The organism is Arthrobacter sp. SAFR-179 (assembly GCF_059414945.1).
The window spans coordinates 17,546-41,684 of record NZ_JBPFDM010000010.1; the positions used below are offsets into that span (position 1 = coordinate 17,546).

General features: G+C 67.2%; 23 protein-coding genes. 10 read left to right on the forward strand and 13 right to left on the reverse strand.

All coding sequences use genetic code 11. The features are described from left to right. Positions 1-40 precede the first annotated feature (40 nt). On the reverse strand, positions 41-778 hold the full coding sequence (locus tag ACR65K_RS15160; protein ID WP_440153751.1) for a hypothetical protein: 738 nt from the start codon (positions 776-778) through the stop codon (positions 41-43). A gap of 97 nt (positions 779-875) precedes the next feature. Then, the gene (locus ACR65K_RS15165; RefSeq protein ID WP_440153752.1) at positions 876-1,766 is read right to left on the reverse strand and encodes a potassium channel family protein; all 891 of its coding nucleotides are present in this window, start codon (positions 1,764-1,766) and stop codon (positions 876-878) included. Positions 1,767-1,885: 119 nt separating this feature from the next. Here ACR65K_RS15165 and ACR65K_RS15170 point away from each other — a divergent pair, with 119 nt between their 5' ends. After that, the gene (locus tag ACR65K_RS15170) at positions 1,886-2,386 is read left to right on the forward strand and encodes a GNAT family N-acetyltransferase (protein WP_440153754.1); all 501 of its coding nucleotides are present in this window, start codon (positions 1,886-1,888) and stop codon (positions 2,384-2,386) included. Positions 2,387-2,409: 23 nt separating this feature from the next. Here the strand turns inward: ACR65K_RS15170 and ACR65K_RS15175 are convergent, their stop codons facing one another. From ACR65K_RS15175 to ACR65K_RS15205, 7 genes are all read right to left on the reverse strand, one after another. Then, positions 2,410-4,086: an FAD-binding dehydrogenase gene (locus tag ACR65K_RS15175; RefSeq protein WP_440153755.1), complete on the reverse strand. Its 1,677-nt coding sequence runs from the start codon at positions 4,084-4,086 to the stop codon at positions 2,410-2,412. 322 nt (positions 4,087-4,408) lie between these two features. Beyond that, complete coding sequence (locus ACR65K_RS15180) at positions 4,409-4,861, reverse strand: SRPBCC family protein (RefSeq protein WP_440153757.1); 453 nt, start codon at positions 4,859-4,861, stop codon at positions 4,409-4,411. A 51-nt stretch (positions 4,862-4,912) separates the two neighbouring features. Next, positions 4,913-5,899 (reverse strand): carbohydrate kinase family protein, encoded by a 987-nt coding sequence (locus tag ACR65K_RS15185; RefSeq protein ID WP_440153758.1) that lies wholly within the window; start codon positions 5,897-5,899, stop codon positions 4,913-4,915. A 43-nt stretch (positions 5,900-5,942) separates the two neighbouring features. Next, on the reverse strand, positions 5,943-6,998 hold the full coding sequence (locus ACR65K_RS15190; RefSeq protein ID WP_440153760.1) for an NAD(P)-dependent alcohol dehydrogenase: 1,056 nt from the start codon (positions 6,996-6,998) through the stop codon (positions 5,943-5,945). 29 nt (positions 6,999-7,027) lie between these two features. Then, complete coding sequence (locus ACR65K_RS15195) at positions 7,028-7,942, reverse strand: carbohydrate ABC transporter permease (RefSeq protein WP_440153761.1); 915 nt, start codon at positions 7,940-7,942, stop codon at positions 7,028-7,030. Continuing rightward, positions 7,939-8,907, reverse strand: coding sequence for a carbohydrate ABC transporter permease (locus tag ACR65K_RS15200; RefSeq protein ID WP_440153762.1), 969 nt, complete (start codon positions 8,905-8,907; stop codon positions 7,939-7,941). Before ACR65K_RS15200 ends, ACR65K_RS15195 begins: the two co-directional genes overlap by 4 nt. Positions 8,908-8,927: 20 nt before the next feature. Beyond that, positions 8,928-10,280, reverse strand: a complete 1,353-nt coding sequence (locus ACR65K_RS15205; protein ID WP_440153764.1) for an ABC transporter substrate-binding protein — start codon at positions 10,278-10,280, stop codon at positions 8,928-8,930. Positions 10,281-10,589: 309 nt separating this feature from the next. Here ACR65K_RS15205 and ACR65K_RS15210 point away from each other — a divergent pair, with 309 nt between their 5' ends. The 3 genes from ACR65K_RS15210 (at position 10,590) to ACR65K_RS15220 (ending at position 13,232) form a co-directional block, all read left to right on the forward strand. After that, positions 10,590-11,513: an AraC family transcriptional regulator gene (locus ACR65K_RS15210; protein WP_440153766.1), complete on the forward strand. Its 924-nt coding sequence runs from the start codon at positions 10,590-10,592 to the stop codon at positions 11,511-11,513. 181 nt (positions 11,514-11,694) lie between these two features. Further along, positions 11,695-13,086 carry an OFA family MFS transporter gene (locus ACR65K_RS15215; protein ID WP_440153768.1) on the forward strand — a complete coding sequence of 464 codons (1,392 nt, stop codon included), beginning with the start codon at positions 11,695-11,697 and terminating at the stop codon, positions 13,084-13,086. Continuing rightward, positions 13,083-13,232, forward strand: coding sequence for an MFS transporter small subunit (locus tag ACR65K_RS15220; protein ID WP_440153770.1), 150 nt, complete (start codon positions 13,083-13,085; stop codon positions 13,230-13,232). The genes ACR65K_RS15215 and ACR65K_RS15220 overlap by 4 nt, the downstream gene beginning before the upstream one ends. Before the next feature lie 234 nt (positions 13,233-13,466). Here ACR65K_RS15220 and ACR65K_RS15225 read toward each other — a convergent pair whose 3' ends face one another. Beyond that, positions 13,467-13,898, reverse strand: a complete 432-nt coding sequence (locus ACR65K_RS15225) for a DUF2177 family protein (protein ID WP_440153772.1) — start codon at positions 13,896-13,898, stop codon at positions 13,467-13,469. Between the two features lie 202 nt (positions 13,899-14,100). Between ACR65K_RS15225 and ACR65K_RS15230 the strand changes: the two genes are divergently transcribed. From ACR65K_RS15230 to ACR65K_RS15250, 5 genes are all read left to right on the forward strand, one after another. Further along, positions 14,101-14,970, forward strand: coding sequence for a DUF1295 domain-containing protein (locus ACR65K_RS15230; protein WP_440153773.1), 870 nt, complete (start codon positions 14,101-14,103; stop codon positions 14,968-14,970). Positions 14,971-15,201: 231 nt separating this feature from the next. After that, complete coding sequence (locus tag ACR65K_RS15235) at positions 15,202-16,365, forward strand: hypothetical protein (protein WP_440153775.1); 1,164 nt, start codon at positions 15,202-15,204, stop codon at positions 16,363-16,365. Between the two features lie 14 nt (positions 16,366-16,379). Further along, a complete protein-coding gene (locus tag ACR65K_RS15240) occupies positions 16,380-18,203 on the forward strand; it encodes a metallophosphoesterase (protein ID WP_440153777.1) in 1,824 nt (607 codons plus the stop codon). 281 nt (positions 18,204-18,484) lie between these two features. After that, entirely contained in the window at positions 18,485-18,874 is a 390-nt protein-coding gene (locus tag ACR65K_RS15245; protein WP_440153779.1) for a hypothetical protein, read from the forward strand. A 207-nt stretch (positions 18,875-19,081) separates the two neighbouring features. Next, entirely contained in the window at positions 19,082-19,960 is an 879-nt protein-coding gene (locus tag ACR65K_RS15250; protein WP_056332819.1) for a GmrSD restriction endonuclease domain-containing protein, read from the forward strand. Between the two features lie 46 nt (positions 19,961-20,006). On the opposite strand, the gene ACR65K_RS15255 is transcribed toward ACR65K_RS15250, so the two are convergent. Continuing rightward, a complete protein-coding gene (locus ACR65K_RS15255) occupies positions 20,007-20,513 on the reverse strand; it encodes a hypothetical protein (RefSeq protein ID WP_440153781.1) in 507 nt (168 codons plus the stop codon). Positions 20,514-20,568: 55 nt separating this feature from the next. Here ACR65K_RS15255 and ACR65K_RS15260 point away from each other — a divergent pair, with 55 nt between their 5' ends. Continuing rightward, complete coding sequence (locus ACR65K_RS15260; protein WP_440153782.1) at positions 20,569-20,835, forward strand: hypothetical protein; 267 nt, start codon at positions 20,569-20,571, stop codon at positions 20,833-20,835. Between the two features lie 29 nt (positions 20,836-20,864). Here ACR65K_RS15260 and ACR65K_RS15265 read toward each other — a convergent pair whose 3' ends face one another. Both ACR65K_RS15265 and ACR65K_RS15270 read right to left on the reverse strand, forming a co-directional pair. Then, positions 20,865-21,407 carry a hypothetical protein gene (locus ACR65K_RS15265; RefSeq protein ID WP_440153783.1) on the reverse strand — a complete coding sequence of 181 codons (543 nt, stop codon included), beginning with the start codon at positions 21,405-21,407 and terminating at the stop codon, positions 20,865-20,867. Between the two features lie 32 nt (positions 21,408-21,439). Continuing rightward, positions 21,440-24,103, reverse strand: coding sequence for a PEP/pyruvate-binding domain-containing protein (locus ACR65K_RS15270; RefSeq protein WP_440153784.1), 2,664 nt, complete (start codon positions 24,101-24,103; stop codon positions 21,440-21,442). Positions 24,104-24,139 lie beyond the last annotated feature (36 nt).

Sequence of the window (24,139 nt, forward strand, 5' to 3'; positions counted from 1 at the left end):
CCGCCGCAACCCGGGCGGTCAACGGCGCAGCTCGGGGGGCTTATGCCGCCTTGCGGGCGGAGGCGGGCAGATGCTGCGCGGGGTCGAACCGGTCGAAGGCCGAAGAGCCGATCACGAAAATGCCCCGCTGGGGGATCCAGAAGTCGCCCAACCGAGTCTGGACGGGCAACGGCTGCGGGCTGCCAAGATCATCGCCGCCCAGGGTGGCCGAGCTTCGGGAGATGAACCACATGCGCCGGGGTTTGGCGCGGAAACCCTGCCTGTTAGGCGCGCTCCCGGCCAGGCCCAAGCGTCCGGCGCTGAGCACGGGCCCGGCGGCGGAGCCCATGGCTTTCAGGAACGGCTTGTTGGCCAGGAGGGTGTTGGGCAGCGCCGTCATGAACGCGCTCATGGCGGCGGTCACCGGGGTTGACGCCAGTTCCACCTGCCATATCAGGTCCACGTCCCCGCCGATGGTTACCGTGAAGGCGTCGTCGGCAGTCCAGTTGACGCCGACGTCGCAGTGGACGGCGTCCGCAAGCCCGGCAGCAAAATAGCGGGCGCAGGAAGCCTCCGGTGCGGCGTCCGCGTAGATGGTCCAGTCGCCGGAAGGCCGGCGCAGCCAGACCGAGCTGTAGCCGGGCCCAACACTGGTGACGGGGAAGCGGCGCATGGCCAGGACGTAGCCGGAGCTGAAGGGCAGGCCCATGACGCCGTAACCGGAGAACCGCTCGTCGTCGCCGGGGGTGAGCCTGGCGTTTTGTTCCACCTCAAGGGCCTGCGCCCGGATGCTCTTCATGGCTTCCCGCCTCCGCGTGGATGGTGGGGCGAGTCTACGCCGGGGCCCTCAGGGCAACAACGGGTTTTTCAACAGCCGGGCGCGGCCGGAGCCGGGGCTATGGCCGCGGTTCCGGGGGCCGCCGGTGTCGGTGGTGGAGCTCGTAGTGGTCGAACACGTCGGAGGAGGTGCTGCCCACGTGGCCGAACTTCCCGCGCAGCACATCCGCCAGGTCATCCAGTGCTGCGTAGAGCATCCGCCCGGCGAACCGAAGCTCGGCGTTGTCGCTGCCCTGCGCGTCCGAGGCCAGCTGGTGGGCGTAGGCGATGGTGGCGGGAAGCGAACCCCTCTGCTCCACCTCATGGAAGTAATAGGTCTCGTGGAAGGACAGAAGATCGATGCTCACCGACGCCACGTTTTCCGCCATCGATTCCAGCAGCCCCGCCGCGTGCCGGGCTTCAAGCGAGGCGATGCCGGACGGTCCCGCCGCTTCCCGGACCAGGTTCAACCGGTGGGCGAGCGCCCGCCGGCGGCTCAGCGCGGGATACGTCTGCAGGATCCACGAGACGGTGGCGGTCAGCAGGCCAAAACCGGCCACGGCCTGGAACGCCATCACCAGCCGAAGCAGCGGGTGCGTGGCCACGATCTCGCCAAATCCCGCCGTGGAGAGAGCCACCAGGGAGATGTACAGCGCCTCGGCAAAGTCAGCCTGCCGGGGGATATCTGCCGAGTACGTGAATCCGCCCGGCAAATGGGGGAGGTAAAGCAGCGCCCAGCCCACGGCAGCCAGGGCGGCCCACGCGGCGATGACTGCCGCCATGGCCAGCGGCGCGGCCACCGAGGAAGCCCCGCCCCTGAGCTTCCTGGACAGCAGCCAGAACCCGCGCATGATGGTCCGGCCCACCGGACCCGAGCCGTGGGGGTACAGCAGGGTCTGGAAGACGTCGGAGACCATCAGCAGAATCAGCCCGGCGCCAACCGCCGTCAGGAGCGCGCCCTCAAAGGTCATGCCCCATCTTAAGTGCCCGGGAGCGCAGGCTACGTGCGCGGTACTGCCGGCCGATGGGGGCATGATGGAAGGTACGACGGCGGCGCACGGCTTGGGAGCGTACTGGCTAGGCTGGCGGCATGGACTTTCATCTCCGCCAGGCCGCCCCGGAGGACGCGGAGGCAGTGGTGCTCATGCAGACGCAGGCGCACGAGGAGTGCTACCCGCACCTGCTCTCGCCGGAGTTCTTCCGCAGGCGCAGGGCCAGCATCCCGGAGCGGGTGGAGCGGCGTCGGTCGTTCCTGGCCACCGACCAGCCGCGGCTCCTCGCCCTGGACGCCGATAACCAACTGGTGGGCTATGCGGACGCCGGACCCGGCAGGGAGGACGACGCTCCCGAAGCGCTGGAACTCTACTCGATCTACACCCTCCGGCGGACCTACGGGACGGGCCTAGGCGCAGCATTGGCGAGCGCCGCCGTCGGCTCCGGCCCGGCCTATCTCTGGGTAGTGGAGAACAATCCCCGGGCCCTGGCCTTCTACCTGAAGCAGGGGTTCCGGCCCGACGGCAAACGAAATACCCTTCCGCGCGAGTGGGAGTCGCTGCCGGAATTCCGGCTGGTCCGGCGCGGCGGGCACTAGCTTTGGCCGCGGTGCCGTAAGTCCTACAATTCGGCGGCCAGGGAACGTCCCACGGTCAGGCCGGTGAAGAGGCAACCGCCCAGGAACGTCCCTTCCAGCGCGTTGTAGCCATGGGCGCCGCCGCCGCCGAACCCGGCAGCTTCACCGGCGGCATATAAGCCGGGAATAGGGGAGCCGTCATGACCCAGGGCCTGGCCGTCAAGGTTCGTCTGGATGCCGCCCAGCGTTTTCCGCGTGACCGTGTGCAGCCGGACGCCGATGAGCGGGCCGGCGGCGGGGTCCAGGATCCGGTGCGGTTTGACGGTCCGGAAGAGCCGGTCGCCCAGGTAGCGGCGGCTGTTGCGGATACCGGCGACCTGGCTGTCCTTGGAGTAAGGGTTCCGGATCTCGGCGTCGCGCTCCTCGATCTGCCGCCGAAGCAGCGCATGGTCCAGCAGCGGTTCCTCGGTCAGCCCGTTCATGCCGCGGACCAGGTCCGCCAGGTTGTCCGCCACCACGAAGTCCACGCCGTGCTCCTTGAATGCTTCGATGGGGGCGCTTGCACCGCGCCCCAGCCGGGTCCGCAGCAGCAGCTTGAGGTCGCGGTTGGTGATGTCCGGGTTCTGCTCCGAGCCGGAGAGGGCGAATTCCTTTTCGATGATGCGCTGGTTGAGGATGAACCAGGAATGGCTGTGCTGCTGCAGCTCCGGGGTGGTCCGGAGGAGGCGGAGGGTGCCCAGGGTGTCGTGGCCCGGCAGGCCGGGGGCGGGGAGCCTGCGGCCCAGGGCGTCGAACCACATCGACGATGGTCCGGGCAGGATCCGGATGGCATGGTCCGGCCAGATGGGGTTCCAGTTCTGGATGCCCTCGTTGTAGTGCCACATGCGGTCGCGGTTCACCAGCCGGACGCCCGACTCATCTGCGATGTCCAGCATCCGCCCGTCCACGTGCTGCGGCACCCCGGTGACCATTTTCCGCGGCGGCGTCCCCAGCCGGTCGGGCCACCAGCGCCGCACCTGCTCATGGTTGCCGCCGATTCCGCCCGATGCCACCACCACGGCCTGCGCCCCCAGCTCGAACCCGGTCACCACATTCCGGTTGGAGGACACACCCCGCAGGGAGTCATCAGGAGCGAGCACCACGCCGCGCACTCCGGTGACCGTGCCGCCGTCGTACGTTAAAGCGTCCACCTGGTGCCGGAAGAAAAACCGGACGCTGCCCGCCGAAGCCGCCTCCCGGGCCCTGTCCGCGAACGGTTCCGAGACCCCGGTGCCGGTGCCCCACGGGACGTGGAAGCGGGGCACCGAGTTGCCGTGGCCGCCGGCCCGGCCGTCGCCGCGCTCGGCCCAGCCCACCAGCGGCGTGAAGCGGATGCCCTGTTCCCGCAGCCACGCGCGCTTCTCACCGGCGGCGAACTCCACGTAGGCGCGGCCCCACTGCTGCGCCCACTCGTCCTCGGGGAGCGGCCCGGACAGCCGGTCCCACTGCGCGGAACCCTGCCAGTCCTGCCACGCCAGCTCGAAGGAATCCTTCACGCCCAGGCGCCGCTGCATGGGGGTGTCCACCAGGAAGAGCCCGCCCAGGGACCAGAAGGCCTGCCCGCCCAGGTTCGCCGCGTTTTCCTGTTCCACGATGGCCACGCGCTTGCCGGCACGCACGAGTTCATTGCCCGCCACCAGCCCCGCCAGCCCGCCGCCGATGATGATGACGTCCGCGTCCATGCCGTACCTGCCCCGGGATTCGAAAGCTGCTGTGAATACTGGTCAAGCTACCGCACCGCTGGGTTGCTTGCCGCCGGCCCGCCCAATTGCGATCTGCGGCGGAGTGAGGGGTCCGCATGTTCACACTGGCCCATTTTTGGGGACAAACGGCGGCGGGAGCCACGGATTTTCGAGGTTTTGTCGTGAAAACTGGGCCACTCTGCGCGCCCGGCGTCACGCAGGGCATGTTTTCACGGCAACGGACGACGGCGGGCCCCGGGTTTCCGGGGTTTCGTCATGACGCGTGGGTTCAAAGCATGCTCTGCGTGACGCGGGGGGTTCCCTAACCGGCGCTTCGGGCGGCGAGAACCAGCTTCTCGAACGAGTCGCTCCACCCGTCCCGGTGCAGGGCCAGCCGCTCCTCCGTCAGGAACGGTCCCTGCGAGAGCGCCACCCGGGTGCCGGTTCCGGCGCTGGCGAGGGAGAGGTCTACGACGGTTTCCCGGTCGTCCGGCGCCGGTTCCTCCCAGGCGAAGGTGTAGACCAGCCGCCATGGCGGGTCGATCTCCAGGAACTCCCCGGAAAGGTGGAACGGCTCGCCCTCGGGCGGGGCCATGCGGAACCGGTAGCGGCCGCCCACCACCAGGTTGACGTCCACTTCAGGGATGCTGAAACCGTGTGGGCCCCACCATTCGGCTAGCCGGACCGGGTCCGTCAGCAGCCGGAACGTTGCCTCCGGCGCGGACGCCACCGTGCACTCAAGGTTCAGGACCAGCGCGGCAGGTTGCTCACTCATCGTCCCACTCTGCCACCCGCCCCCGCTGGCCGAAAGCAGGGCGGCGGCCGGTCAGACGCGAAGGGGAGGTGCCAGTGCGCCCAACTCCACCATCCCGGGTGGGTTGGCGCCCGGGCGGGAGCAGGTGATGGCGGCTGCCCTGTTCGCATAGCCGGCCAGGGCGGGCAGGTCAGCTGGGGTGAGTGCCACCAGACGTGGCCTGGCGGCTGCCCCCAGGAGGTCCAACTGTGACACGCCGGAGATGAGGGCGGCCATGAAGGAGTCTCCGGCCCCGACGGTATCCGCCACATTGACGGTCTCGCCCGGCAGTTCCACGCGGCCCTGCCTGTTCAGGAGTACGGGCCCGTGCGCGCCTCGGGTCAGGGCCACTACTGCCGGGCCGAGCTCCAGCCAGGCGGCCAGTGACTCCTCCGGGGTCCTGTCCGGGTAGAGCCATGACAGGTCTTCGTCGCTTGCCTTGACGATGTCACTGGCGGCGACAAAAGCCTCAACCCGGTCGCGGGCCGCGGCAACATCGGGACTGATGCCGGGCCTGCAGTTGGGATCGAAGCTGACAGTGGCGTGCGACCGGGCGACATCGATCAGGCTCCGGACGGCCGCGTCACCGGGGGACAGGACTGCCGCGATGGACCCGGTGTGCACGTGGCGTGAAGCCTGCACCGCTGCAAGGGCTGGAAGCGCCGCACCATTAAGGTCCCAGGTGATGTCAAACGCGTAGGTTGCGGCACCGTCCCGGCCCAGCGTTGCCGTCGCCGTGGATGTGGACGCATCGCCGCCCCTGACCGGGGCAACGCCGTTGGACTGCAGGTGCTTTTCGATCATCAGCCCGTATGCGTCGTCGTCGTAGTGCGTCACCAGGCTGGTAGGAAGGCCCAGCCGGGCAGTTCCCACTGCCACGTTGAGGGGGCTGCCGCCGGGATGGGCCTGCCGGCTGGAGGTTCCCCGGCGCGGGTCATCGATGATGTCCATGAGGGACTCGCCGATCACGGTGACCAGGGGACCGCCGTCGTAATCCGGTGCTTTGTGGCGTGTTGGCATGGCTGCTTCCTTGCAGTGTTCTTGCTGGGATGTGGTGCCGTGGTCAGCGGCCCGGGTAGACCACGGCCTTGAGCTGGCCGGGCTGCTTGCCTGCTTTGAGGGCCGCTTCGGATTCGGCCAGGGGGAATTTCCCGGTGACCAGGATGTCCAGGTCCACTTTGCCGTCGGCGATCAGCTGGATGGCCAGCGGCCAGGTGTTCGTGTAGCGGAAGACGCCGGACAGCCAGATCTCACGGTTCTGGATGTAGCTGACAGGGAGTTCAACGTCGTCGGCGCCCAGTCCCACCAGGATGACGCGGCCCGCCGGGGCCACGGCCTTAATCCCGGAACGGACCGCCTGCGGTGCGCCGGAAGCGTCAATGAACGCGTCGACGTCGAGCCCCTCCACGCTGTCCGTCCGGGCGTTCAGCGCGTGTGTGGCCCCGTGCTGGAGGGCGAACGCGAGGCGGTCCTCGGCGATGTCGCTGATGTAGATTTCCGTGGCGCCGAACGCCCGGGCAGCCTGGGCGGCGATGATGCCAATGGGACCGGCGCCGGCGATCAGCACCCTGCTGCCGGGCCGGATGCCGGCGCGCTCGCAGGCCCACAGCCCCACGGAGAGTGGCTCGATGAGGGCTGCGGCTTCGTCGCTGACGCTGTCCGGAATGTCGTACGCGAAGTCGGACTGGATGGTGACGTATTCGGCGAAGGCGCCGTCCACCGGTGGCGTGGCGTAGAACTCGATGTCAGGGCAGAGGTTGTAGCGGCCGGCCTTGCACTGGGTGCATTTACGGCAGGGCCGCTGTGGTTCAACCGCCACGCGCCTGCCGATGCGGGCCGGGTCCACGGCGCTTCCGACGGCAGCGATCCGGCCTGATAGTTCGTGCCCCAGGATCAGCGGGTGGTCCACCACGTAGGGGCCGATCCGGCCGTGCTCGTAGTAGTGGACGTCGCTGCCGCAGACGCCGACGGCGGCCACCTGCACCAGGACTTGGTCGGCGTCGAGCTGCGGGACGGGCAGTGTTTCCAGGGCCATGTCGCCCTGGCTCTTGAGGATGGCGGCGCGCATGGTCGCGGGCATGCCGGCGGTGGCGGTGGGGGACTGGACGGTGGTGGTCATCGGGATGTTCCTTTGCAGAGGTTGAAGGGTTACTTGACGGCGCCGAGCGAGAGGCCCTGGACCAGCTTGTCCTGGGCAGCGAACCCGGCGAACAGCACCGGCAGGGAAATGACGACGGCGGCCGCGCAGACTTTGGCGAGGAAGAGGCCCTGGCCGGAGACGAAGCCGGTGAGGAACACCGGGGCGGTGCCGGCCACCACGCCGGTGAGGACCCGGGCCAGGAGCAGTTCGTTCCAGCTGAAGATGAAGCAGATCAGGGCGGTGGCGGCGATGCCCGGCATGGCGACGGGGGCGATGACCTTCCGCAGGATGAGCAGCAGGTTGGCGCCGTCGATCTGGGCGGCCTCCAGCATTTCCTCGGGCACCTCGGCCAGGAACGAGCGCATCATCCACACCGCGATGGGCAGGTTCATGGACGTGTACATCAGGATCAGGAACCAGATGTTGTCCAGCGCCCCGACGGTGCGGGCGAACAGGTAGAGCGGCAGGATTGCGGCCACCACGGGCATCATCTTGGTGGACAGGAAGAAGAACATCACGTCCGTCCACTTCTTCACTGGCCGGATGGACAGTGCGTAGGCCGCCGGAATGGCCAGGACCAGGACCAGCACAGTGGACAGGATGGAGGCAGTGGCGGAGTTGATCAGGGACGGCCATGGGCTGACGCCGGAGGTTTCGCCGAAGAACTCCCGGTACGCGTCCAGGGTCAGGCTGGCCGCGACCGACGGCGGGTTGGTGGCCGCGTCCGTCTCCGAGTGGAAGGAGGTCAGGATCATCCACACCACCGGGGACGCGAACAGCAGGGCCAGGAGCCACGCGGTGATTCCGGCGGCGGTGCTGTTGCGGGTGGGGTCCATGCGGGTCTTGCCGCGGCGGCGTGAAGCCGTGTTCCCGGCTGCGGCCTGGACGGGGTTGGGGGGTGCGGCGGGGGTGAGGGTGCTCATCGTGCTGCCTCCTTCTTGAAGAGTGAAAAGACGGTGCGGAGGGCGAAAGTGGCCACGATGATGGTGCCGATGACCACCACGACGCCGGCTGCTGAGGCCAGGCCGTACTCGTTGGCGTAGTAGAAGGTCTGGTAGATGGCGTAGGGCAGGTTGGCGGTGCCCAGGCCGCCGGCCGTGAGGGTGAAGACGGAGTCGAAGTTCTGCACGATGTAAATTGCGCCGAGCAGGCCGCCGAGTTCCAGGTACTGGCGCAGGTGCGGGAGTGTCAGGTGCCGGAAGATGGCCCAGGGCGTGGCACCGTCCATCTGCGCCGCCTCCACCGTGTCCATCGGGCGGGACTGCAGGCCTGCCAGCAGGATGAGCATCATGAACGGGGTCCACTGCCACACCAGCGAGACGGTCACTGCGGCCAGCGGTGCCTGCGAGAGCAGGTCCAACTGAGGCGCTGTGGCGCTGCCGAAGAGGGACCAGAGCCAGGTCAGGATGCCGTTGATCAGGCCGTAGGCGGGGTTGAGCAGCGCGTGCTTCCAGATCAGGGCCGCGGCCACGGGTACCACCAGGAACGGTGCGATCAGGAGGGTCCGGGCCAGTCCGCGGCCGATGAACTTCTTGTCCAGCAGCAGCGCCAGGCCCAGCCCGATGAGCAGGCTGGCCAGGACCACGGAGACGGTGAGGATGATGGTGGTGAAGATGGCCTGGCGGAGGTCGGGGTCGGTGAGGACCGTGACGTAGTTTTCCAGGCCGGCGAAGGCGGTCTTGGTGGGGCTCAGGCTGTTCCAGTTCAGGAACGAGATGATCAGCGTCACCACGAACGGAAGCTGGGTGACGACGATGAGGAAGATGAGGGCCGGGAGCAGCGGGGCACGCCGGGCCCAGGCCAGGGCCCGTTCACGCGATTTGGCGGTTCGTGCGGGTTTGGCTGCGGTATGTCCCGGGCGGGAGATGCGCGCCGTTGCGGTAGTCATGATGTTCTCCTGCGGTTCGGTTAGGGCTGCTTGTACTTGTTGCCGATTTTTTGGGCCGCTTCCTGGCCCTTGGCCAGCGCGTCGGCCACGGTGCCCTGGCCGGCGATGACGGAGCTGACGCCCTGCGAGACGTTGGTGCCCAGCGCCGCGAACTCGGGGATGCCCACGAATTGGATGCCGACGGCGGGACGCGGCTGGGTGCCGGGGTTCTTGGGATCGGCGTTCTCAATGGCGAAGCGTTCGGCCTTGAAGAACGGCGCGGCCTTCTGGAAGTCGGTGTTCTCGTAGGTGGAGATGCGCTTGCCGGAGGGGACCTTGGCCCAGCCGAGCTTGGCGGCCACGAGCTGCTCGTAGTCCTTGGAGCTGGCCCAGGCGATGAACCTGGCGGCCGCGTCCTGTTTCTTCGAGGCAGCCTGCGCCGCCCAGGACCAGGTCCACAGCCAGCCGGAGGACGAGGTTTCCTTCACCGGTGCCTGGGCGTAGCCGATCTTGCCCTTGACGGGGGAGGCGTCGGCTTCGAGGGCTCCGGCGGCGGAGGTGGCGTCGTACCACATGGCCACCTTGCCCTGGCTCATGTTGTTCAGGCACTCCGTGAAGCCGGCCTGGGCGGCACCCGCTTCACCATGCTCGCGGACCAGTTTGGTGTAGAAATCGGTGGCCGCGGTGAACTCTGGGGAATTGACCTGGGCGTTCCAGTCCTTGTCGAACCAGGTGCCGCCGAAGGTGTTCACCACGGTGGTGAGCGGGGCGAAGACCTGGCCCCAGCCAGGCTGGCCACGGAGGCAGATGCCCTTCATGCCGGGTGCGGCGCCGTCGGCCTTCGCGGCGATGTCTGCCACCTCGTCCCAGGTTGGCTTCTCCGGCATGGTGAGCCCCTTGGCGTCCAGGATGTCCTTCCGGTACATGAGGAAGGAGGACTCGCCGTAGAAGGGTTCGCCGTAGAGCTTCCCGTCCGTGCCGGTAAGGGAGGCGGTGTAGGCGGGGAGGATGTCGTCCTGTTCGAATGCGGGATCTTTGGCCACCGCGTCCAGCGGGGCGAGCCAGCCGTTGGCGGAGTAGAACGGGATTTCGTAGTTGGACAGGGACGCGACGTCGTACTGGCCGGCCTGGCTGGAGAACTCCTGGCTGATCTTGGCGCGGACATCGTTCTCCGGCAGGATCGTGTAGTTGACCTTGATGCCGGTTTCCTTGGTGAAGTTGTCCGCGGTGAGCCGCTGGAGGTCCTCCATCTGGGGGTTGTTGACCATCAGGACGTTGATGCTGTTCGGGTCTCCGGCGGCGTTTCCTCCGCCGGCCCCTGCACAGGCCGAGGCACTCAGCGCGACGCACAAAGCGCCGGCGGCCAGGCTCGCAGCGCGCATTTTTGGGCGCATTAAGGACTCCTTTGTTCTTCAAGGGATTGCGTGTGCCGTTCACGGGACGAGGTGTTCCCATGAACTGCACGGTCCGCCGGCGGCTGCGCCGGGGGAGAGGCTTGGGGCGGCTCCGGGCTTTTCGGGAAGCCGGAGGACGTTCGGTGTTCCTCAAGATTAGGGCCGGGCCATAGGCCACAACTAGCGCCCTGGTTGCCTGTTTCTGATACTTATTTTCCGTCCCGCCGGGAGGCCGCAGGCGCTACTCTGGGGAAAGGCGGCCGGGGAGCCGTCCGGAATTCATAACCACCGGATGCACGGGAGAGCACCATGACCAGCGCGGACACCGCCCACGGAGCCACCGCCAGGCTGGCCGAGAGGCTACTGGGAATGCGGGCCAACCGTGAGGTGATCCCGCCGGATCCCAATCACTCCGTCCGGTGGCACCAGCACAGCTACCCCAGCCCGGTGGCGCGGTGGAACTACCATCCCGAGTATGAGATCCACCTGATCCGCAAGGGCATGGGAAAGTTCATCGTGGGGGACCACATCGGCACCTTCGAGGCAGGGCACGTGTCGCTGGTCGGCTCCGGGCTCCCGCACGACTGGGTCAGCGACCTGGAGCCCGGCGAGGTGCTGGAGAACCGGGACGCGGTGATCCAGTTCGACGGCAAATGGGTTGAGCAGGCCTCGGCCCTGGTCCCCGAACTGGCCGAGGTGAAGCCGCTGCTGGAACAGTCGGCGCGGGGGATCGAATTCCTGGGGCAGTCTGCGCTGGCGGCCGCCGAAGCCATTGAAGCCATGGGATCCACCACCGGTCTCGCCCGGCTCCAGCACCTGTTCGAGCTGTTCGGAATCCTGGCCGGTGCCCCGGAAGGGGAGCGGCGCTACCTTGCGGAAGAGTGGTTCCGGCCGCAGCTGGACAGCCAGGCCGCCGCCGTCGTCGATCTTGTCCTGGAGTACGTGTTCAGCAACCACGCCGGCAGCGTGCGGATGTCCGAGGCCGCCGCGCTGGTGGGGATGCCGGAGCCCACCTTTTCCAAGTACTTCAAACGGGCCACGGGGCAGAACTTCAGCGACCTGGTCCGCAAACTCCGCCTGGCCCACGCCCGGCGCCTGCTGGAGCGCACCGATAAGCCCGTGTCTGAGATTTGCTATGAGGTGGGCTTTTCCAACCTGTCCAACTTCAACCGGCACTTCCTCAATGACGCCGGCGAGACGCCACGGAACTACCGTCAGCGGGTGCAGGGCTAACCGGGAAGCGCCCCAGCCAACCAGCCGCTCGCCGCGCATTTCCTGCCGCTCGGCGCGCCAACAGTACGTTTGCTGATGATTTGCATGATGATTGCCCAAGGTAAGGGGCCCGGGTTCAACAGGGCCTTTCGCCTCTGGATCGATCAGACATCGACGTCATCGAGAAGTAAAGGGAATCACCATGGGCTTCCTGGACCGTGACCACTCCATCGCCCCACCGGGCTTCAACCGCTGGCTGGTGCCGCCGGCCGCGCTCGCCGTCCACCTCTGCATCGGCCAGGCGTATGCCACCAGCGTGTACAAGACCGCGCTGGTCAAGCACTTCGGCGCCAGCCTGACGGAAATCGGGGTGATCTTCTCCATCGCCATCGTGATGCTGGGCCTTTCCGCCGCGGTCATGGGGACCTGGGTGGACACCAACGGACCCCGCAAGGCGATGTTTACCTCGGCGATGTTCTGGGCGGGCGGGTTCCTGATCGGCTCGCTGGGCATCTTCTCGCGCCAGTTGTGGCTCGTGTACCTCGGATACGGCGTGGTGGGCGGCATCGGCCTGGGCATCGGCTACATCTCGCCGGTGTCCACGCTGATCAAGTGGTTCCCGGACCGGCCCGGCCTGGCCACCGGCATGGCGATCATGGGCTTCGGCGGCGGCGCACTGATCGCCAGCCCGGTATCCCAGGCCCTGCTCAGGGCCTACGATCCCAACTCCGGCGGCCAGGGCTGGGTGGCCAGCGGCGACGCCGTGGGCAAGCTCTTCCTGACCCTCGCCGTCGTCTATCTCGCCTACATGCTGTTCGGCGCGTTCACCGTTCGGGTGCCCGCGGACGGCTGGCGGCCCGCCGGGTTCGACCCCGCCAAAGTCAAGGCGGCCAAGCTGGTGACCACGGAGAACGTCTCCGCGAAGAACGCCATCAAGACCAGGCAGTTCTGGCTGGTGTGGGTGGCGCTGTTCTGCAATGTCACGGCGGGCATCGGCATCCTGGAACAGGCTGCGCCCATGATCCAGGACTTCTTCCGGCAGTCCGACGGCAAGTCCCTGGTGAGTGCCGGCGTCGCTGCGGGATTCGTGGGGCTGCTGTCCATCGGCAACATGTCGGGCCGGTTCGCCTGGTCCGCCACCTCCGACGTCACCGGGCGCAAGCGCATCTACATGATGTACCTGGGCGTGGGCGCCGTGCTGTATACGGTGCTGGCGTTTGCCGGGTCCACCGCCACTGCCCTTTACGTGGTGCTCGCCTTCATCATCATCTCGTTCTACGGAGGCGGGTTTGCCACCGTGCCGGCTTACCTCCGGGACCTCTTCGGTACGTACCAGGTGGGTGCCATCCACGGCCGGCTCCTGACGGCATGGTCCGCGGCCGGGGTGGCCGGGCCCTTGATCGTCAACAGCATCCTGGACGCGCAGGGCAAGCCCGGCCAGCTGAATGCCGTGTCCTACCAGCCCGCGCTGCTGACCATGGTGGGGCTGCTGGTGGTGGGCTTCCTGGCCAACCTGCTGGTCAAGCCCGTCGACGCACGGTTCCACGAAAGCCGCCCCGAGCGGCACGAAACTTCCCAGGGAGGCCTGAAATGAGCAGCACTGCACACAACCACGGCGCACAAGAGCCGGCCCACAAGAAGTCCACCGGCAGACTGGTCGTGGCATGGGTCCTGGTGGGGATCCCGCTGGCCTATGGGGTTTTCCAGACGCTGACCCAGGTAACGGCGCTGTTCGGCTGACTCCTGCGCCGGGCCGTGTCAGAGTGGCCCAGTTTTGACGGACCGATTGCGGTGGGAGCCGCGGGTTTTGAAGGCTTGACCGTGAAAACTGGGCCAGTTTGTGCGTTCCTTGCGTCACGCTGAGCATGCTTTCACGCCAATGGACGACGCCGGCCCCCGGCTTTCCGCGGTTTCCTCCCCGGGGGCAGGTCCAAAGTCTGCCCTGCGTGACGCGGGTGTGTGCGCGAAGCAGGTTCAGGCCTCGGCAACCTTTGCCAGCCGGCCGCGCAGCACAGTAGCCGAAATCCAGGTGACCACGCTGCAGGCCGCGGCTCCCCAGAGAATGTCCGTGGCAGCCACCAGGGCGGTGAAATCCTTCAGCACGGCGAACCCGGTCAGTGCCCATGTGGCGTAGGTGAAGAACCCGAACAGGGCGGCGCCCGTGACCCGCTGCCGCAGTGTGAGCCCAGGGCTGTTGGGCCGGACGCCGTAGTGCACCATCCCCGCCACGAAAATGACGTAGAAGAGGACCGCGCCGGGCAGGTTGGCCTTTGCTGCCAGGAGGTGGCCGATCTGGTTCTGGTACAGCGGGTTGGCCACCAGCAGGATCCACGCCACGTCCAGCACCGCGAAAATCAGGGCGCTGACAACGTAGGTGGTCAGCCAGTTCTTGGTGCGGGGGCTCATGCAGGGCTCCTTGCGTCGGTAACGGTTCCACAAGCTGTTCGCTGCCGTTGTACCCGGCGGATTGCTTGACCCATACAAACCTGTCCCCGCTCCGAAGACTAAGAGGACTGCGCCATGCGTAGTTGAATGTGAATGTGCCCCCGGGCGCGATGGGACCGGCCGTGCAGCAGAGCGCGGCAGGCCAGGGGAAAGGAACCAGTCCGTGAACGAAAAGAGCCGCAAGGCCCTCATCAGTACCGTCATTGCCGTGGTGGTGGCAGTACTCATTGCGCTGGCCGGCAGCCAGGGCGGGTCCCGGATCGGCGGGTTGCCGGTATTCGCGCTGGGGGTTGCCATCGCATTCGTCATCCAGTGGCTGGTGTTCATTCCGTCCTACAAAGCGCAGACGGAGAAGTTTTACGATCTCACCGGTGCCCTGACCTACATTTCCATCACGGTCTTCCTGGTGCTCGCCAGCCCGGGCGTGGACGCGCGCGGCATGCTGGTGGCGGCCATGGTGGTGCTGTGGGCCGCGCGGCTGGGTAGTTTCCTGTTCCTGCGGATCAGCAAGCACGGCAAGGACGACCGCTTCGATGAACTCAAGCCGGACTTCTTCCGGTACCTGAACACGTGGACCATCCAGGGCCTGTGGGTGGTCCTCACGGCGGCGCTGGCCTGGGTGGCCATCACCTCGGACACGAAGGTTGGCCTGGACGGGTTCTTCTGGGTGGGCCTGCTGGTGTGGGCCGCGGGCATCACCATTGAGACCCTGGCGGATGTGCAGAAGAACCGCTTCAAGGACAACCCCGCCAACAAGGGCCGTTTCATCAGCACCGGCCTCTGGTCCAGGTCCCGCCACCCCAACTACTTCGGCGAAATCACCCTCTGGGTGGGCGTAGCCATCATCGCCCTGCCAGTCCTGCAGGGCTGGCAGTGGGCCGCCCTGGTTTCCCCGGTCTTCGTGGCCCTGCTGCTGATCAAGGGCAGCGGCGTGCCGCCCCTGGAGAAGAAGGCGGACAAGAAATGGGGCGGCCAGGCGGACTACGAGGAGTACAAGAGGAACACACCCGTACTGGTGCCGAAGCTCAAATAGGAGCCTTTGCGGCAGGACGGACGACGGCGGCACCCGGCTTGGGTGCCGCCGTAGGGGTTTTGCAGGAAGGTCGCCGGCGTAAGTACCCCCTAATCCCCGAAGCAAGTACCTGTTACTCGTGACTGCTGCTTGGCCGAAACCTAGTCTCGAAAGACAGTGCGGCTAAGCAAAGGCTGATTGCGTTGCAGCAGATGCTGCTGGCGACATGGGGTTTTACTCCGGGGAGCAAAAGTGTCAGAGCCAAAATTTTTCGCCAAGGATTCTCCCGGCCGCGGAGGCAGGCCGTCCTGGCTTGCCAGGTCAAAGGACGCCCGGCCCGGGGCACTGTTGACGGCACTCCTGTTGGCCGCTGAGGGTGGCATGGTGATGCTGCCGGTTGCTGCCACCGCGGCCGGTCCTGATCTACCTGCGGCCACGAACTGCACCCCGAAACTCCTTCCCGGACTCGGCGGCCGGGGCAGCAACGCCGTCGCCTCGAGCGGCAACGGCCTGGTGGTCGGCCTCGCCGACACGGCGGCAGGCGAGTCGGCACCGGTGCTCTGGCGGAACGGTCAACCCACGCAGCTTGCCATCCCACTCCAGGCCGCGGCCCCGGCGTCGGTTAACTCGTCGGGAGTGGTGGTTGGCACGGGGTATGACGCCGCAAACGAAGTGCTGGTGGGCTGGTGGTGGCAGGACGGCCAGTACCATCCACTCCCGGTCAAGCCCGGCGATATAGCGATACCGTCGGCGGTGTCTGACAGCGGCGTGGTTGCCGGGGCGCTGGTGGCCGACGAGGAACATTCAGACGGGCCGGGCGCCGACGAAGATGAGCATCCCGCCGTCTGGCCTTCCGTGACCACGGCACCCCGCGAGCTCACGCTGCCTTCCGGTGCGCGGGGTGGACATGCCTTCGCGGTCGGCCCGGACGGCACGGCCGGCGGCGTGGCCCTGGGGGACGACGCCACTCCGGTCCTCTGGGGACCGGATGGCTCTCCGAAGGCACTGCCTACCCTTAGCGGCAAGGGCGGTGTAGTGCTTGGGATCGATTCAACAGGGCAGGCAGTGGGCCAGAGTGGCGTGGCCGACGGAACGCATGCCGTGGCTTGGGCCGCGACCGGTGCCGTCACCGACGTCGGGGCAGCCGCCGCCGGCGCCACCTCCAGCGCCGCATCAGCAATCGCGGGCGCGACGGTGGGCGCGGGCAGCTCGCCGTCGTTCCGCGCAGCGCGGCCGCAGGCGGTGATCTGGATCGGCAAGAGCGCACGGATCCTGCCGCCGGGAACTGATGCCCAGTTCACCGGCGTGTCCGGGTCCGCGACTTCGGTCTCAGGCCAAGGTGCCAACGCCGTAGTCATTGGCTTCTCCGCCGCCGACAACGGTCTGCGCCGCGCAACCGAATGGAGCTGCAAGTGAAAGGCCAGGGGCGCATGCGCCATCCAGTGACTGCGGTGCTGGCCCTCCTGCTGGGCACCGCCCTCGTGCTCGCCAATGTCTCCTTCCTGGGCACCTCACGCGACTCGCAGGCCTCGGCCGCAACGTCGGTGAGCCTGGGGTTCGCCGGTGACACCGGCGGCAACACGGTGACGGGCAAGGTCATCGATGCAGCACGCAACGCCGGAACCTCGGCATTTTTCAACCTTGGCGACCTGTCCTACTCCCAGATCACCCCGGAATCGGCCTGGTGCTCGTTCGTCAAGCAGCACGCCGGGACCATGCCGTACGAATTCATCACGGGGAACCACGAGGATGACGGACCTGACGGTGTGTGGTCCAAATTCGCCTCGTGCCTGCCGGATGAACTCGGGTCGGTAGGCAACTATGCCCAGCAGTTCTACACCGACTACCCGGCCAGCAGCCCGCTGGTGCGGCTGATCATGGTGTCCCCGAAGCTGACGTACAGCGGCAGCGGCCTTGACTGGTCCTACAAATCCGGCACCCAGGGCTACAAGTTCGTGACGTCGGCCATCGACTCGGCGCGCGCAGCCGGAATCCCGTTTGTCGTGGTGGGCATGCACATGTACTGCCTGTCGATGGTCAACTACCCCTGCGCCGCCAGCCCCGAGCTGATGAACATGCTGGTCTCCAAGAAGGTTGACCTGTACCTGCAGGCACACGACCATGCGTACGCACGCAGCTACCCGCTGGCGCTCAAGGGCAGCTGCACGGCCATCCCGGTCAGCAGCTTCAACCCCGACTGTGTGGCCGGCACTGACCCCAACGGGCAGTTCGCGGCCGGGACCGGGACCATCCTGGCCACCGTGGGTTCAGGCGGCAGGTCGATCAACAGTGAGAGCAATACGACGACGGCGCCGTACTTCCAGAGCTTCATGGGCAGCAACAACAACCCCACCTACGGGTTCTTGAACGTGTCGGTGACAAGCACAACCTTGACCGGTTCATTCGTCCGGGCTTCCGGCGGAACCTATTCGGATAAATTCACCATCACCCGCCCGGCACCGTCGCCGAGCCCCACGCCGACACCGACAACGACCGCCACGCCAACCCCCACTCCCACGCCAACACCTACGCCAACCCCCACGCCAACGCCGACAACGACGACGCCTCCGCCGACGACATCAGCAGTTTCCGTCCGGTCGTCCGCCACTGGGTCCGGCGAGCTGACGGCGGCGGGTTCGTACACGGCGGGCCTGCCTGCCGGTTGGCAACCCGGCGACACGGTCTTCCTGTTCTCGCAGGTCACGGTGTCCGGTTCGGCCAATGTCACGGCCCCGGCTGGCTGGACGCGAGCGGTTGGTGACTTCACCAGCGCAAGCTCTGCATCGGCGCACCAGGCGGTCTGGTACCGCGTGATGCAGGCCGGCGATACTGCACCGAGCGTGCCTGAACCGACTTCCCGGTACGCCTGGTCGACCGTTGCGGTGCAGGGGGCAAACACCACACCGCTCGACGTTACGCCCGCCACGGACAACAACACCGGGGTGGCTTACCCGGATGTCAGGGCTCCGTCCGTCACGCCGGTAACGCCGGGCGCCCTGCTGTTGACCGCGCACGGCGTCAGGAACGGTACCAACTCGGCCACCACGTCCTTCACCCCACCGGCAGGGACAACTGAGTTGGGCGACGCAACATCCAACATCGCGGCCAAGTCGAACGCGGCCATCGAGGTCAACTCCCTCGCCCTGACCGATACGTCAGCCACTGGCACGAAGACCGCCACCGCGGCCTCGAGCCTGGGCACGCTGGTCAACCAGTGCGGCTCGGCCATCGTGGTGCGGCCTGCGGGTCCATGAGCGGACCCAGCTGAATTAGGAACGACGGCGGCACGCGGTTGGGTGCCACCGTTGTGTTTGACATCAACAGCTGTCGTGACGTCCTGGCTGCTGTCGGAGGGCAGACAGGAAAAGCCCCGCAGCACTTGAGTACGCGGAGCTTTCCTGGCAACCACTCCGCCTGATGGGGGCCAGGCGGAGAAGCTGATCCCAACCTTAATAGCAAGCATGCTTACTTTTCAAGTCCGGGAGTTTGCCTTCCCGTAAGCTGTGCACAAAGCGGGAACTCATTGGGGGAGAGTATGGACCGGTTGCTCGACACTGACCAGAAACAGCAATTGGCAGCCTGGAACAAACGCTGCGCCACATTGTGGCTCAAATACTTCGCCATCGTGTTCGTGCCGCTGACACTGCTGACGATGCCGTTCTTCCAGCTGTTCTACTACTTCCTGGATGTGACAGGCCCACTGGTTTCCGGGGAACTGGCCTACGGCCAGCCGGGCTACTACGAGTACCAGGCTGCGAAGGACTGGTCCCTGGTTGTCCTGGCCGTTCTCCTCGTCCTGATCGGGGCGGTCTTCTACCTCAGCAACCGGTGGTGGAAGAAGGCAGTCCGCAAACTCGGCCTGCCGCCGGGCGGAGACCCCAGCAAATGGAACCGCTGGGTCTTTGGAAAGGCCCTGAACCCTTAAGGACGGGCAGGAGCAAGCGGGAAACCATCTGACGCCTGAACCGCGTGCCTCCGTCGCAGGTTAAGCGCAGGAGTCGGGAAGGATTCGCCCACTCCGGCCGGAACCGGCATTTTAGGCACGTGCAGGACGCTAGGCTCGTCCGTGGCGTCAGCGGCAATGGGGGGCTGACGCCCCAAACCCTTCCTGCACACAACCTGGGGAACCTGCATGTCCGGCTACACGTCCTTGCCCGCAACAACGCCCGCGTCCGGCACCCGCTGGATGGCCGCCGTCGTGCTTTCCGCCCTGCTTGGGCTCTTCATTCCGAGCCTGCCGGCAAACGCCGCCGACGCCCTGGACGGCACCTCGGTGGCCGGGCCGGATGCTGCGCTTGAGGCCGCAGACCTCCTGGCCACCCTTCCGGTGAAGGGCCGGGCGCCCAAGACGGGGTACGAGCGGTCGCTGTTCGGGCCGACGTGGGCGGACGTGGACCGGAACGGCTGCGACACCCGTAACGACATCCTCCAGCGGGACCTGACCCAGGTGACCTTCACCAGCAGCGTCCCCTGCACCGTCAAAACCGGAGTGCTTGCCGATCCCTACACCGGCACGGTCATCAACTTCCTCCGCGGCACCACCACCAGCAGCGCCGTGCAGATCGACCACGTGGTGGCACTCAGCGACGCCTGGCAAAAGGGCGCCCAGCAGTTGACCTCGGAGCAGCGGACGGTGTTCGCCAACGATCCGCTGAACCTCCAGGCCACCGACGGGCCCACCAACCAGCAAAAGGGCGACGGCGACGCCGCCACCTGGTTGCCGCCCGCCAAGGGGTTCCGGTGCGGGTACGTCGCCCGGCAGGTGTCCGTGAAAGCCCGGTACGGCCTGTGGGTGACGCAGGCGGAGCACGATGCCATTGCGGGCATCCTGGCCGGCTGCCCGGGTGAACCGGCGCCAACGTCCGTCGCTCCCGCCGCCGCCGGCACCGTTGTCTATTACGCTAACTGCGCTGAAGTGGTCACCGCCGGGGCGGCGCCGCTGTATGCCGGTACTGCGGGCTACCGGTCCGGGCTGGACGGCGACGGCGACGGGGTGGCCTGCGAGGGCTGAGCGCCCCGCCTGCCGCCGCACTCCTCCCTTGGGTACGGAGGGAAGGTTAACGTGGGTTGTTCGGTTGCGCCTCTGGGGGGAAGTCTTTTTGCAGTGCCAAACCTGCGATGATTGCGCCGGCCAGGAAGAGTACAAACGGCGTTTGAAGAATCGGCCCCAGAAGCGCGAACCCCGAGTCTGCAATTGGTTTTGCCGCCGCGGTGAGGCAGGCGATGTCCATCGCCAGGGCCACCACGTAACCGGCGATGAAGATGACCATTAATGCGGGAGGCCTGTAGCCCTTGGTGAAGGAGCGCACTGCGGAGTCGTAAGCCAGGAACTTGAGTCCGATGAAGATCGGCGTGAAGGTCAGAAGATCCAGGACGCTCACGTTTTCCGGGAATTTCCGGAGCGGGACGTTCGCGCGGCCTTCGTAAACGCCCTCCGAAAAGTACCACTGGGTGCCCAGGTGGATGGCGACCAGCAGGGCTGAGAGCAGCCCGTACCGCAGCCAGGTTCCACGCCGCGTCATCCCAATCGCCATGGCCCAGTATGGCATCGGCAGGTCCGGCATCCTTCAGGATTTGAGGCAAACTTGAGACTGCTCCCACCAACGAAAGCGGATTCCCATGATCACTCTCCAGCAGGACGCCGACGGCTACATCCGGATGAACCGGCACTACCCGGCCGGCGTGCGGATCCGGATTGCTTTCGCTGACGGCAGCACCGGCGAGTTCTCTGGCCGGACCCTTAACAACGCCTACGACAAGGCGCTCGCGGACTTCCGGGCCGGGAACGGGCTTGATGCGAAGGGGTTCAACCGGGCCCCGTCGGGCCGGACCAACTCCGGCAACAAGATCGACTTCGTTCCCGTGCACCCCGGCATGGGGGAGTAGCCGGGCAAGCAACCGCCAAGCCGGTGCGGTTAGCTGCCGCCCCGGGACGTAGGGGACGGGACGGCCCGGAGCTGCGGGAAATCTGCCTCGCCTTCGGCGGCACGCGCAGAAGGATCCGGACCGCCGAATGACGGGCGCCGGCCGGACCGGTAGGCAGAGTCGATGACGGGTTCGAGTTCGTCAAGCACCGTGTGGTTTCCGGGGAGGACCACATGGGCCAGGAATTCCGATTCAAGGGTGGCAATGCCCGCCGCCGCCGCGCCGAGCTTGGCGTCTATGGCCTGGGCCAGGGCGTGCCAGGATTTGCGGTTGGCGCGTTCCAGGATTCTTGCGTTCGCTTCGTGGAGCCGGCTGTCCGCGACGTCCCCGCGGATCGCCAGGGCGCCTTCGGACTGCAGTATGGGCATGACAATCCGGAACTGCCGCCCGTCACCCTTGAATGCCACGGCACTCAGGTTTCCCCGTTGAGTGAACGCAACCTCCGTTGCACCGTAGTTCGCGAGCGCCTGCCTGATGTGTTTCCGGGAAGCCTCGCTGCTGAAGGAGTCGCCCCGGGTGTAAGGACTGGTCATCTTCCAACTATGCTCCTCCCCGCTCCTCTTTCCTAACGTTGCCCGCTGGTGGCAGGATGCCTGATGGTGACCGTACCGGCGTCGCCATCAACTGTGACCTGCTGAACGGTGGCCAGCCGCTGCGTCGCCACCCCGGTGCCCAGGACGGCGGGGATGCCGTACTCGCGGGCCACGATGGAGCTGTGGCTGAGCGGTCCGCCCACGTCGGTCACCACGGCGGACGCCATCGCGAACAGCGGCGTCCAGGCGGGAGTGGTGATGCGGGCAACCAGCACCTCACCGGGCTGCATCAGGCCGAAATCCTCGGGGCCCCGCAGCACTCGGGCCTGCGCGGTGACTTTGCCGGAGCTCGCACCGGCCCCCTTGATCACGTCGCCGGACTGGTGCTTGGAGCCTGCGGGCATCCACGACCCGAACGACCGCTCCATCCACTTGCTCTCGGGCAGCATCTGCGGTGCCGCGGCCTTCGCCTGGCCCCGCCACAGCATCTTCCGCTCCTCCACCGCGGCGGCCCGGACCGGACGGTCGGCCCCGGTAATGGCAGCGCCCACACGCGGACCGGGCTCGGCGAGGCCGAAGTCGACCGCGCTCCGCAGCTCCTGGTGCCGCAGCCAGAACACGTCCTCCGGCGCGGCAAGCACGCCCGAGGACACCAGCCGCCGCCCCAGTTCCAGCAGCATGCGCCGCAGCAGCGGCCAGGCCAGTCCGACGTCGGCCAGCGCGTCTTCGCGGATCGGCGCGGCTTCCTGCGCCCACCGGAGCAGGCGGAGGAACAGGGCTCGGCGGCGCGGTCCCAGCCGGGCAGCCATCTCCCGTGTCAGTGATTCCCGGCGCTCGGTCAGCTGCCGCTGCCGCTCATGCGGGTCGGTGCCCTGCCCCCGGAGGTAGAACTTCACCGTTTCGAGCTGTGCGGACGGGTGGTCCGCCGGTACGGGGGTGGCGAAGTCCAGGTTGTAGACGGCGTGGCCGTAGAGGTCCAGGTGCTCCTGGAAGGTGAAGCGCCATTCCTGCCACAGGACGTCCTCCACCCCTTCCGGCGCGGAACCGGTCCGCTGGCACCCGGCGAGTTCCGCCGTCGGCCGTTCCAACAACGCCGCAACCAGCGCGGGGTCGCTCCACGCCCACCCCGCAAGGTCGTACAGCGACTTTTCCGCCCGGATGGGTTCGCTGTCGAAGCCCAGCAGGAACTCCTGGGCCGGGGGATCGCCGCGGCGCCGGACGGCCTTGTCATAGAAGGCCCGGAAGGAGAGCTCGCTCATGGCGGCGAGCGGGATGATGGACTGCACGGCAGTGTAGTAGACGGTGCCGGCGTCCAGGAGCGCCTGCACGCCGGCCAGCAGCCGGTCGCCGGAGAGCTCCGACGTCGGGGTCACGGACCAGTCCCTGACCACCCGTTCGTAGCGCGGGTGCGAGTAGTCGCGCCAGCCGGTGATGCCCATGTGCGCCTTGCCGCTGAACAGCGCGCCCAGCGCCGGGACCGTGCGGCCCGTCATCCGCAACATGGCCAGGTTGCGGTAGTAGTAATAGGCGTAGCCGTTGATGGTGGGGAACCGGACGTCGCCCCCGCGCAGGGAGTTGCGGCCCAGCGCCTGGTTCATCAGGGCCGACAGCGAGCGGGTAACCGAGCCGTCGATGAGGTCGGCGAAAAGCGGCGTGAGCGGGTCCGGCATCTGCTCCACGATGCTCGCCCGGAAGTACAGGCCCTTGGGATAGGGCACCGGCCAGGTTTCGGGGACGTCGGCTGCAGGTTCGGGGAGGGCCGTGATGGGCCGGGACTGCAGCAGGAAGAACCGGCCGCCGGCCTGCGCCCATTCGATGTCCTGCGGCGCGCCAAAGTGGTCTGCGCTCCGCTGTCCGTAGCGGGCCAGGTCGGCTGCCGCGCCATCGTCCAGGACGTGCGCACGACGGCGGGCTTCCGCCACCGGCTGCTCGGCCGTCCCGTTCTCCGCGGGCACGGTCATGACATCTTTGTCCGCTGTTTGCCGGGAGAGGACCCGGCCCGTGGCGGACTCAACCACAAGATCGTCCGTGGTGACGGCGCCGCTGACCACGGCCTCGCCCAGGCCCCAGGCGGCGCTGATCACCGTTTGGTCGCGGCGGCCGTTGGCGGGGTTGGCGGTGAACATGACGCCGGCGGCGTCCGCCTCCACCATCTGCTGGACCACGACGGCGAGCCGCACCTGGTCCGGCCGCACCCCTTCGCGGGCACGGTAGGCCATGGCGCGTGCCGTCCAGAGCGAAGCCCAGCAGTTGATGACGGCCTGGCTGAGTGCCTCCGTGCCGTGGACGTTCAGGTAGGTTTCCTGCTGCCCTGCGAAGCTGGCGGAGGCAAGGTCTTCGGCGGTGGCGGAGGAGCGGACTGATACTGCTGTGCCGCTGCCGAGCCGCGCGTACGCTTCCTCGACTTCCGCGGCAATTCCGGCTGGCATGGCGCCGTTCCTGAACAGCGCGTTGATCTGTGCGGAGGCATCCTCGTAGTCCTGCGGGGACGCGTTCGGCTGGAGCGTGGCGAGGTCCTGGATCGCCGCGTCGAGGTGGTTCCCGGCGACGAACTCGGAGTAGGCGGCCGTAGTCAGGACAAACCCCGGCGGCACGGGCAGCCCGGCCTGGATGAGGCCGCCCAGGCCCACCGCCTTGCCGCCGGCCAGGGCCACATCATCCCGACCCACATCGCCCAATTCCTTGACATACGTCATGAGGCTGCGTCCTTGGTGCCCTGATTCCTGGGCGGA

Excerpts from the sequence above, each read along its gene's own strand:
- ACR65K_RS15165 (WP_440153752.1), bottom strand. The coding sequence starts at position 1,766 with ATGACCTTTGAGGGCGCGCTCCTGACGGCGGTTGGCGCCGGGCTGATT.
- ACR65K_RS15180 (WP_440153757.1), bottom strand. The coding sequence starts at position 4,861 with ATGAGTGAGCAACCTGCCGCGCTGGTCCTGAACCTTGAGTGCACGGTG.
- ACR65K_RS15205 (WP_440153764.1), bottom strand. The coding sequence starts at position 10,280 with ATGCGCCCAAAAATGCGCGCTGCGAGCCTGGCCGCCGGCGCTTTGTGC.
- ACR65K_RS15195 (WP_440153761.1), bottom strand. The coding sequence starts at position 7,942 with ATGAGCACCCTCACCCCCGCCGCACCCCCCAACCCCGTCCAGGCCGCA.
- ACR65K_RS15200 (WP_440153762.1), bottom strand. The coding sequence starts at position 8,907 with ATGACTACCGCAACGGCGCGCATCTCCCGCCCGGGACATACCGCAGCC.
- ACR65K_RS15225 (WP_440153772.1), bottom strand. The coding sequence starts at position 13,898 with ATGAGCCCCCGCACCAAGAACTGGCTGACCACCTACGTTGTCAGCGCC.
- ACR65K_RS15215 (WP_440153768.1), top strand. The coding sequence starts at position 11,695 with ATGGGCTTCCTGGACCGTGACCACTCCATCGCCCCACCGGGCTTCAAC.
- ACR65K_RS15265 (WP_440153783.1), bottom strand. The coding sequence starts at position 21,407 with ATGACCAGTCCTTACACCCGGGGCGACTCCTTCAGCAGCGAGGCTTCC.
- ACR65K_RS15185 (WP_440153758.1), bottom strand. The coding sequence starts at position 5,899 with ATGCCAACACGCCACAAAGCACCGGATTACGACGGCGGTCCCCTGGTC.
- ACR65K_RS15210 (WP_440153766.1), top strand. The coding sequence starts at position 10,590 with ATGACCAGCGCGGACACCGCCCACGGAGCCACCGCCAGGCTGGCCGAG.
- ACR65K_RS15160 (WP_440153751.1), bottom strand. The coding sequence starts at position 778 with ATGAAGAGCATCCGGGCGCAGGCCCTTGAGGTGGAACAAAACGCCAGG.
- ACR65K_RS15270 (WP_440153784.1), bottom strand. The coding sequence starts at position 24,103 with ATGACGTATGTCAAGGAATTGGGCGATGTGGGTCGGGATGATGTGGCC.
- ACR65K_RS15260 (WP_440153782.1), top strand. The coding sequence starts at position 20,569 with ATGATCACTCTCCAGCAGGACGCCGACGGCTACATCCGGATGAACCGG.
- ACR65K_RS15240 (WP_440153777.1), top strand. The coding sequence starts at position 16,380 with ATGCGCCATCCAGTGACTGCGGTGCTGGCCCTCCTGCTGGGCACCGCC.
- ACR65K_RS15245 (WP_440153779.1), top strand. The coding sequence starts at position 18,485 with ATGGACCGGTTGCTCGACACTGACCAGAAACAGCAATTGGCAGCCTGG.
- ACR65K_RS15220 (WP_440153770.1), top strand. The coding sequence starts at position 13,083 with ATGAGCAGCACTGCACACAACCACGGCGCACAAGAGCCGGCCCACAAG.
- ACR65K_RS15250 (WP_056332819.1), top strand. The coding sequence starts at position 19,082 with ATGTCCGGCTACACGTCCTTGCCCGCAACAACGCCCGCGTCCGGCACC.
- ACR65K_RS15175 (WP_440153755.1), bottom strand. The coding sequence starts at position 4,086 with ATGGACGCGGACGTCATCATCATCGGCGGCGGGCTGGCGGGGCTGGTG.
- ACR65K_RS15255 (WP_440153781.1), bottom strand. The coding sequence starts at position 20,513 with ATGCCGGACCTGCCGATGCCATACTGGGCCATGGCGATTGGGATGACG.
- ACR65K_RS15170 (WP_440153754.1), top strand. The coding sequence starts at position 1,886 with ATGGACTTTCATCTCCGCCAGGCCGCCCCGGAGGACGCGGAGGCAGTG.
- ACR65K_RS15190 (WP_440153760.1), bottom strand. The coding sequence starts at position 6,998 with ATGACCACCACCGTCCAGTCCCCCACCGCCACCGCCGGCATGCCCGCG.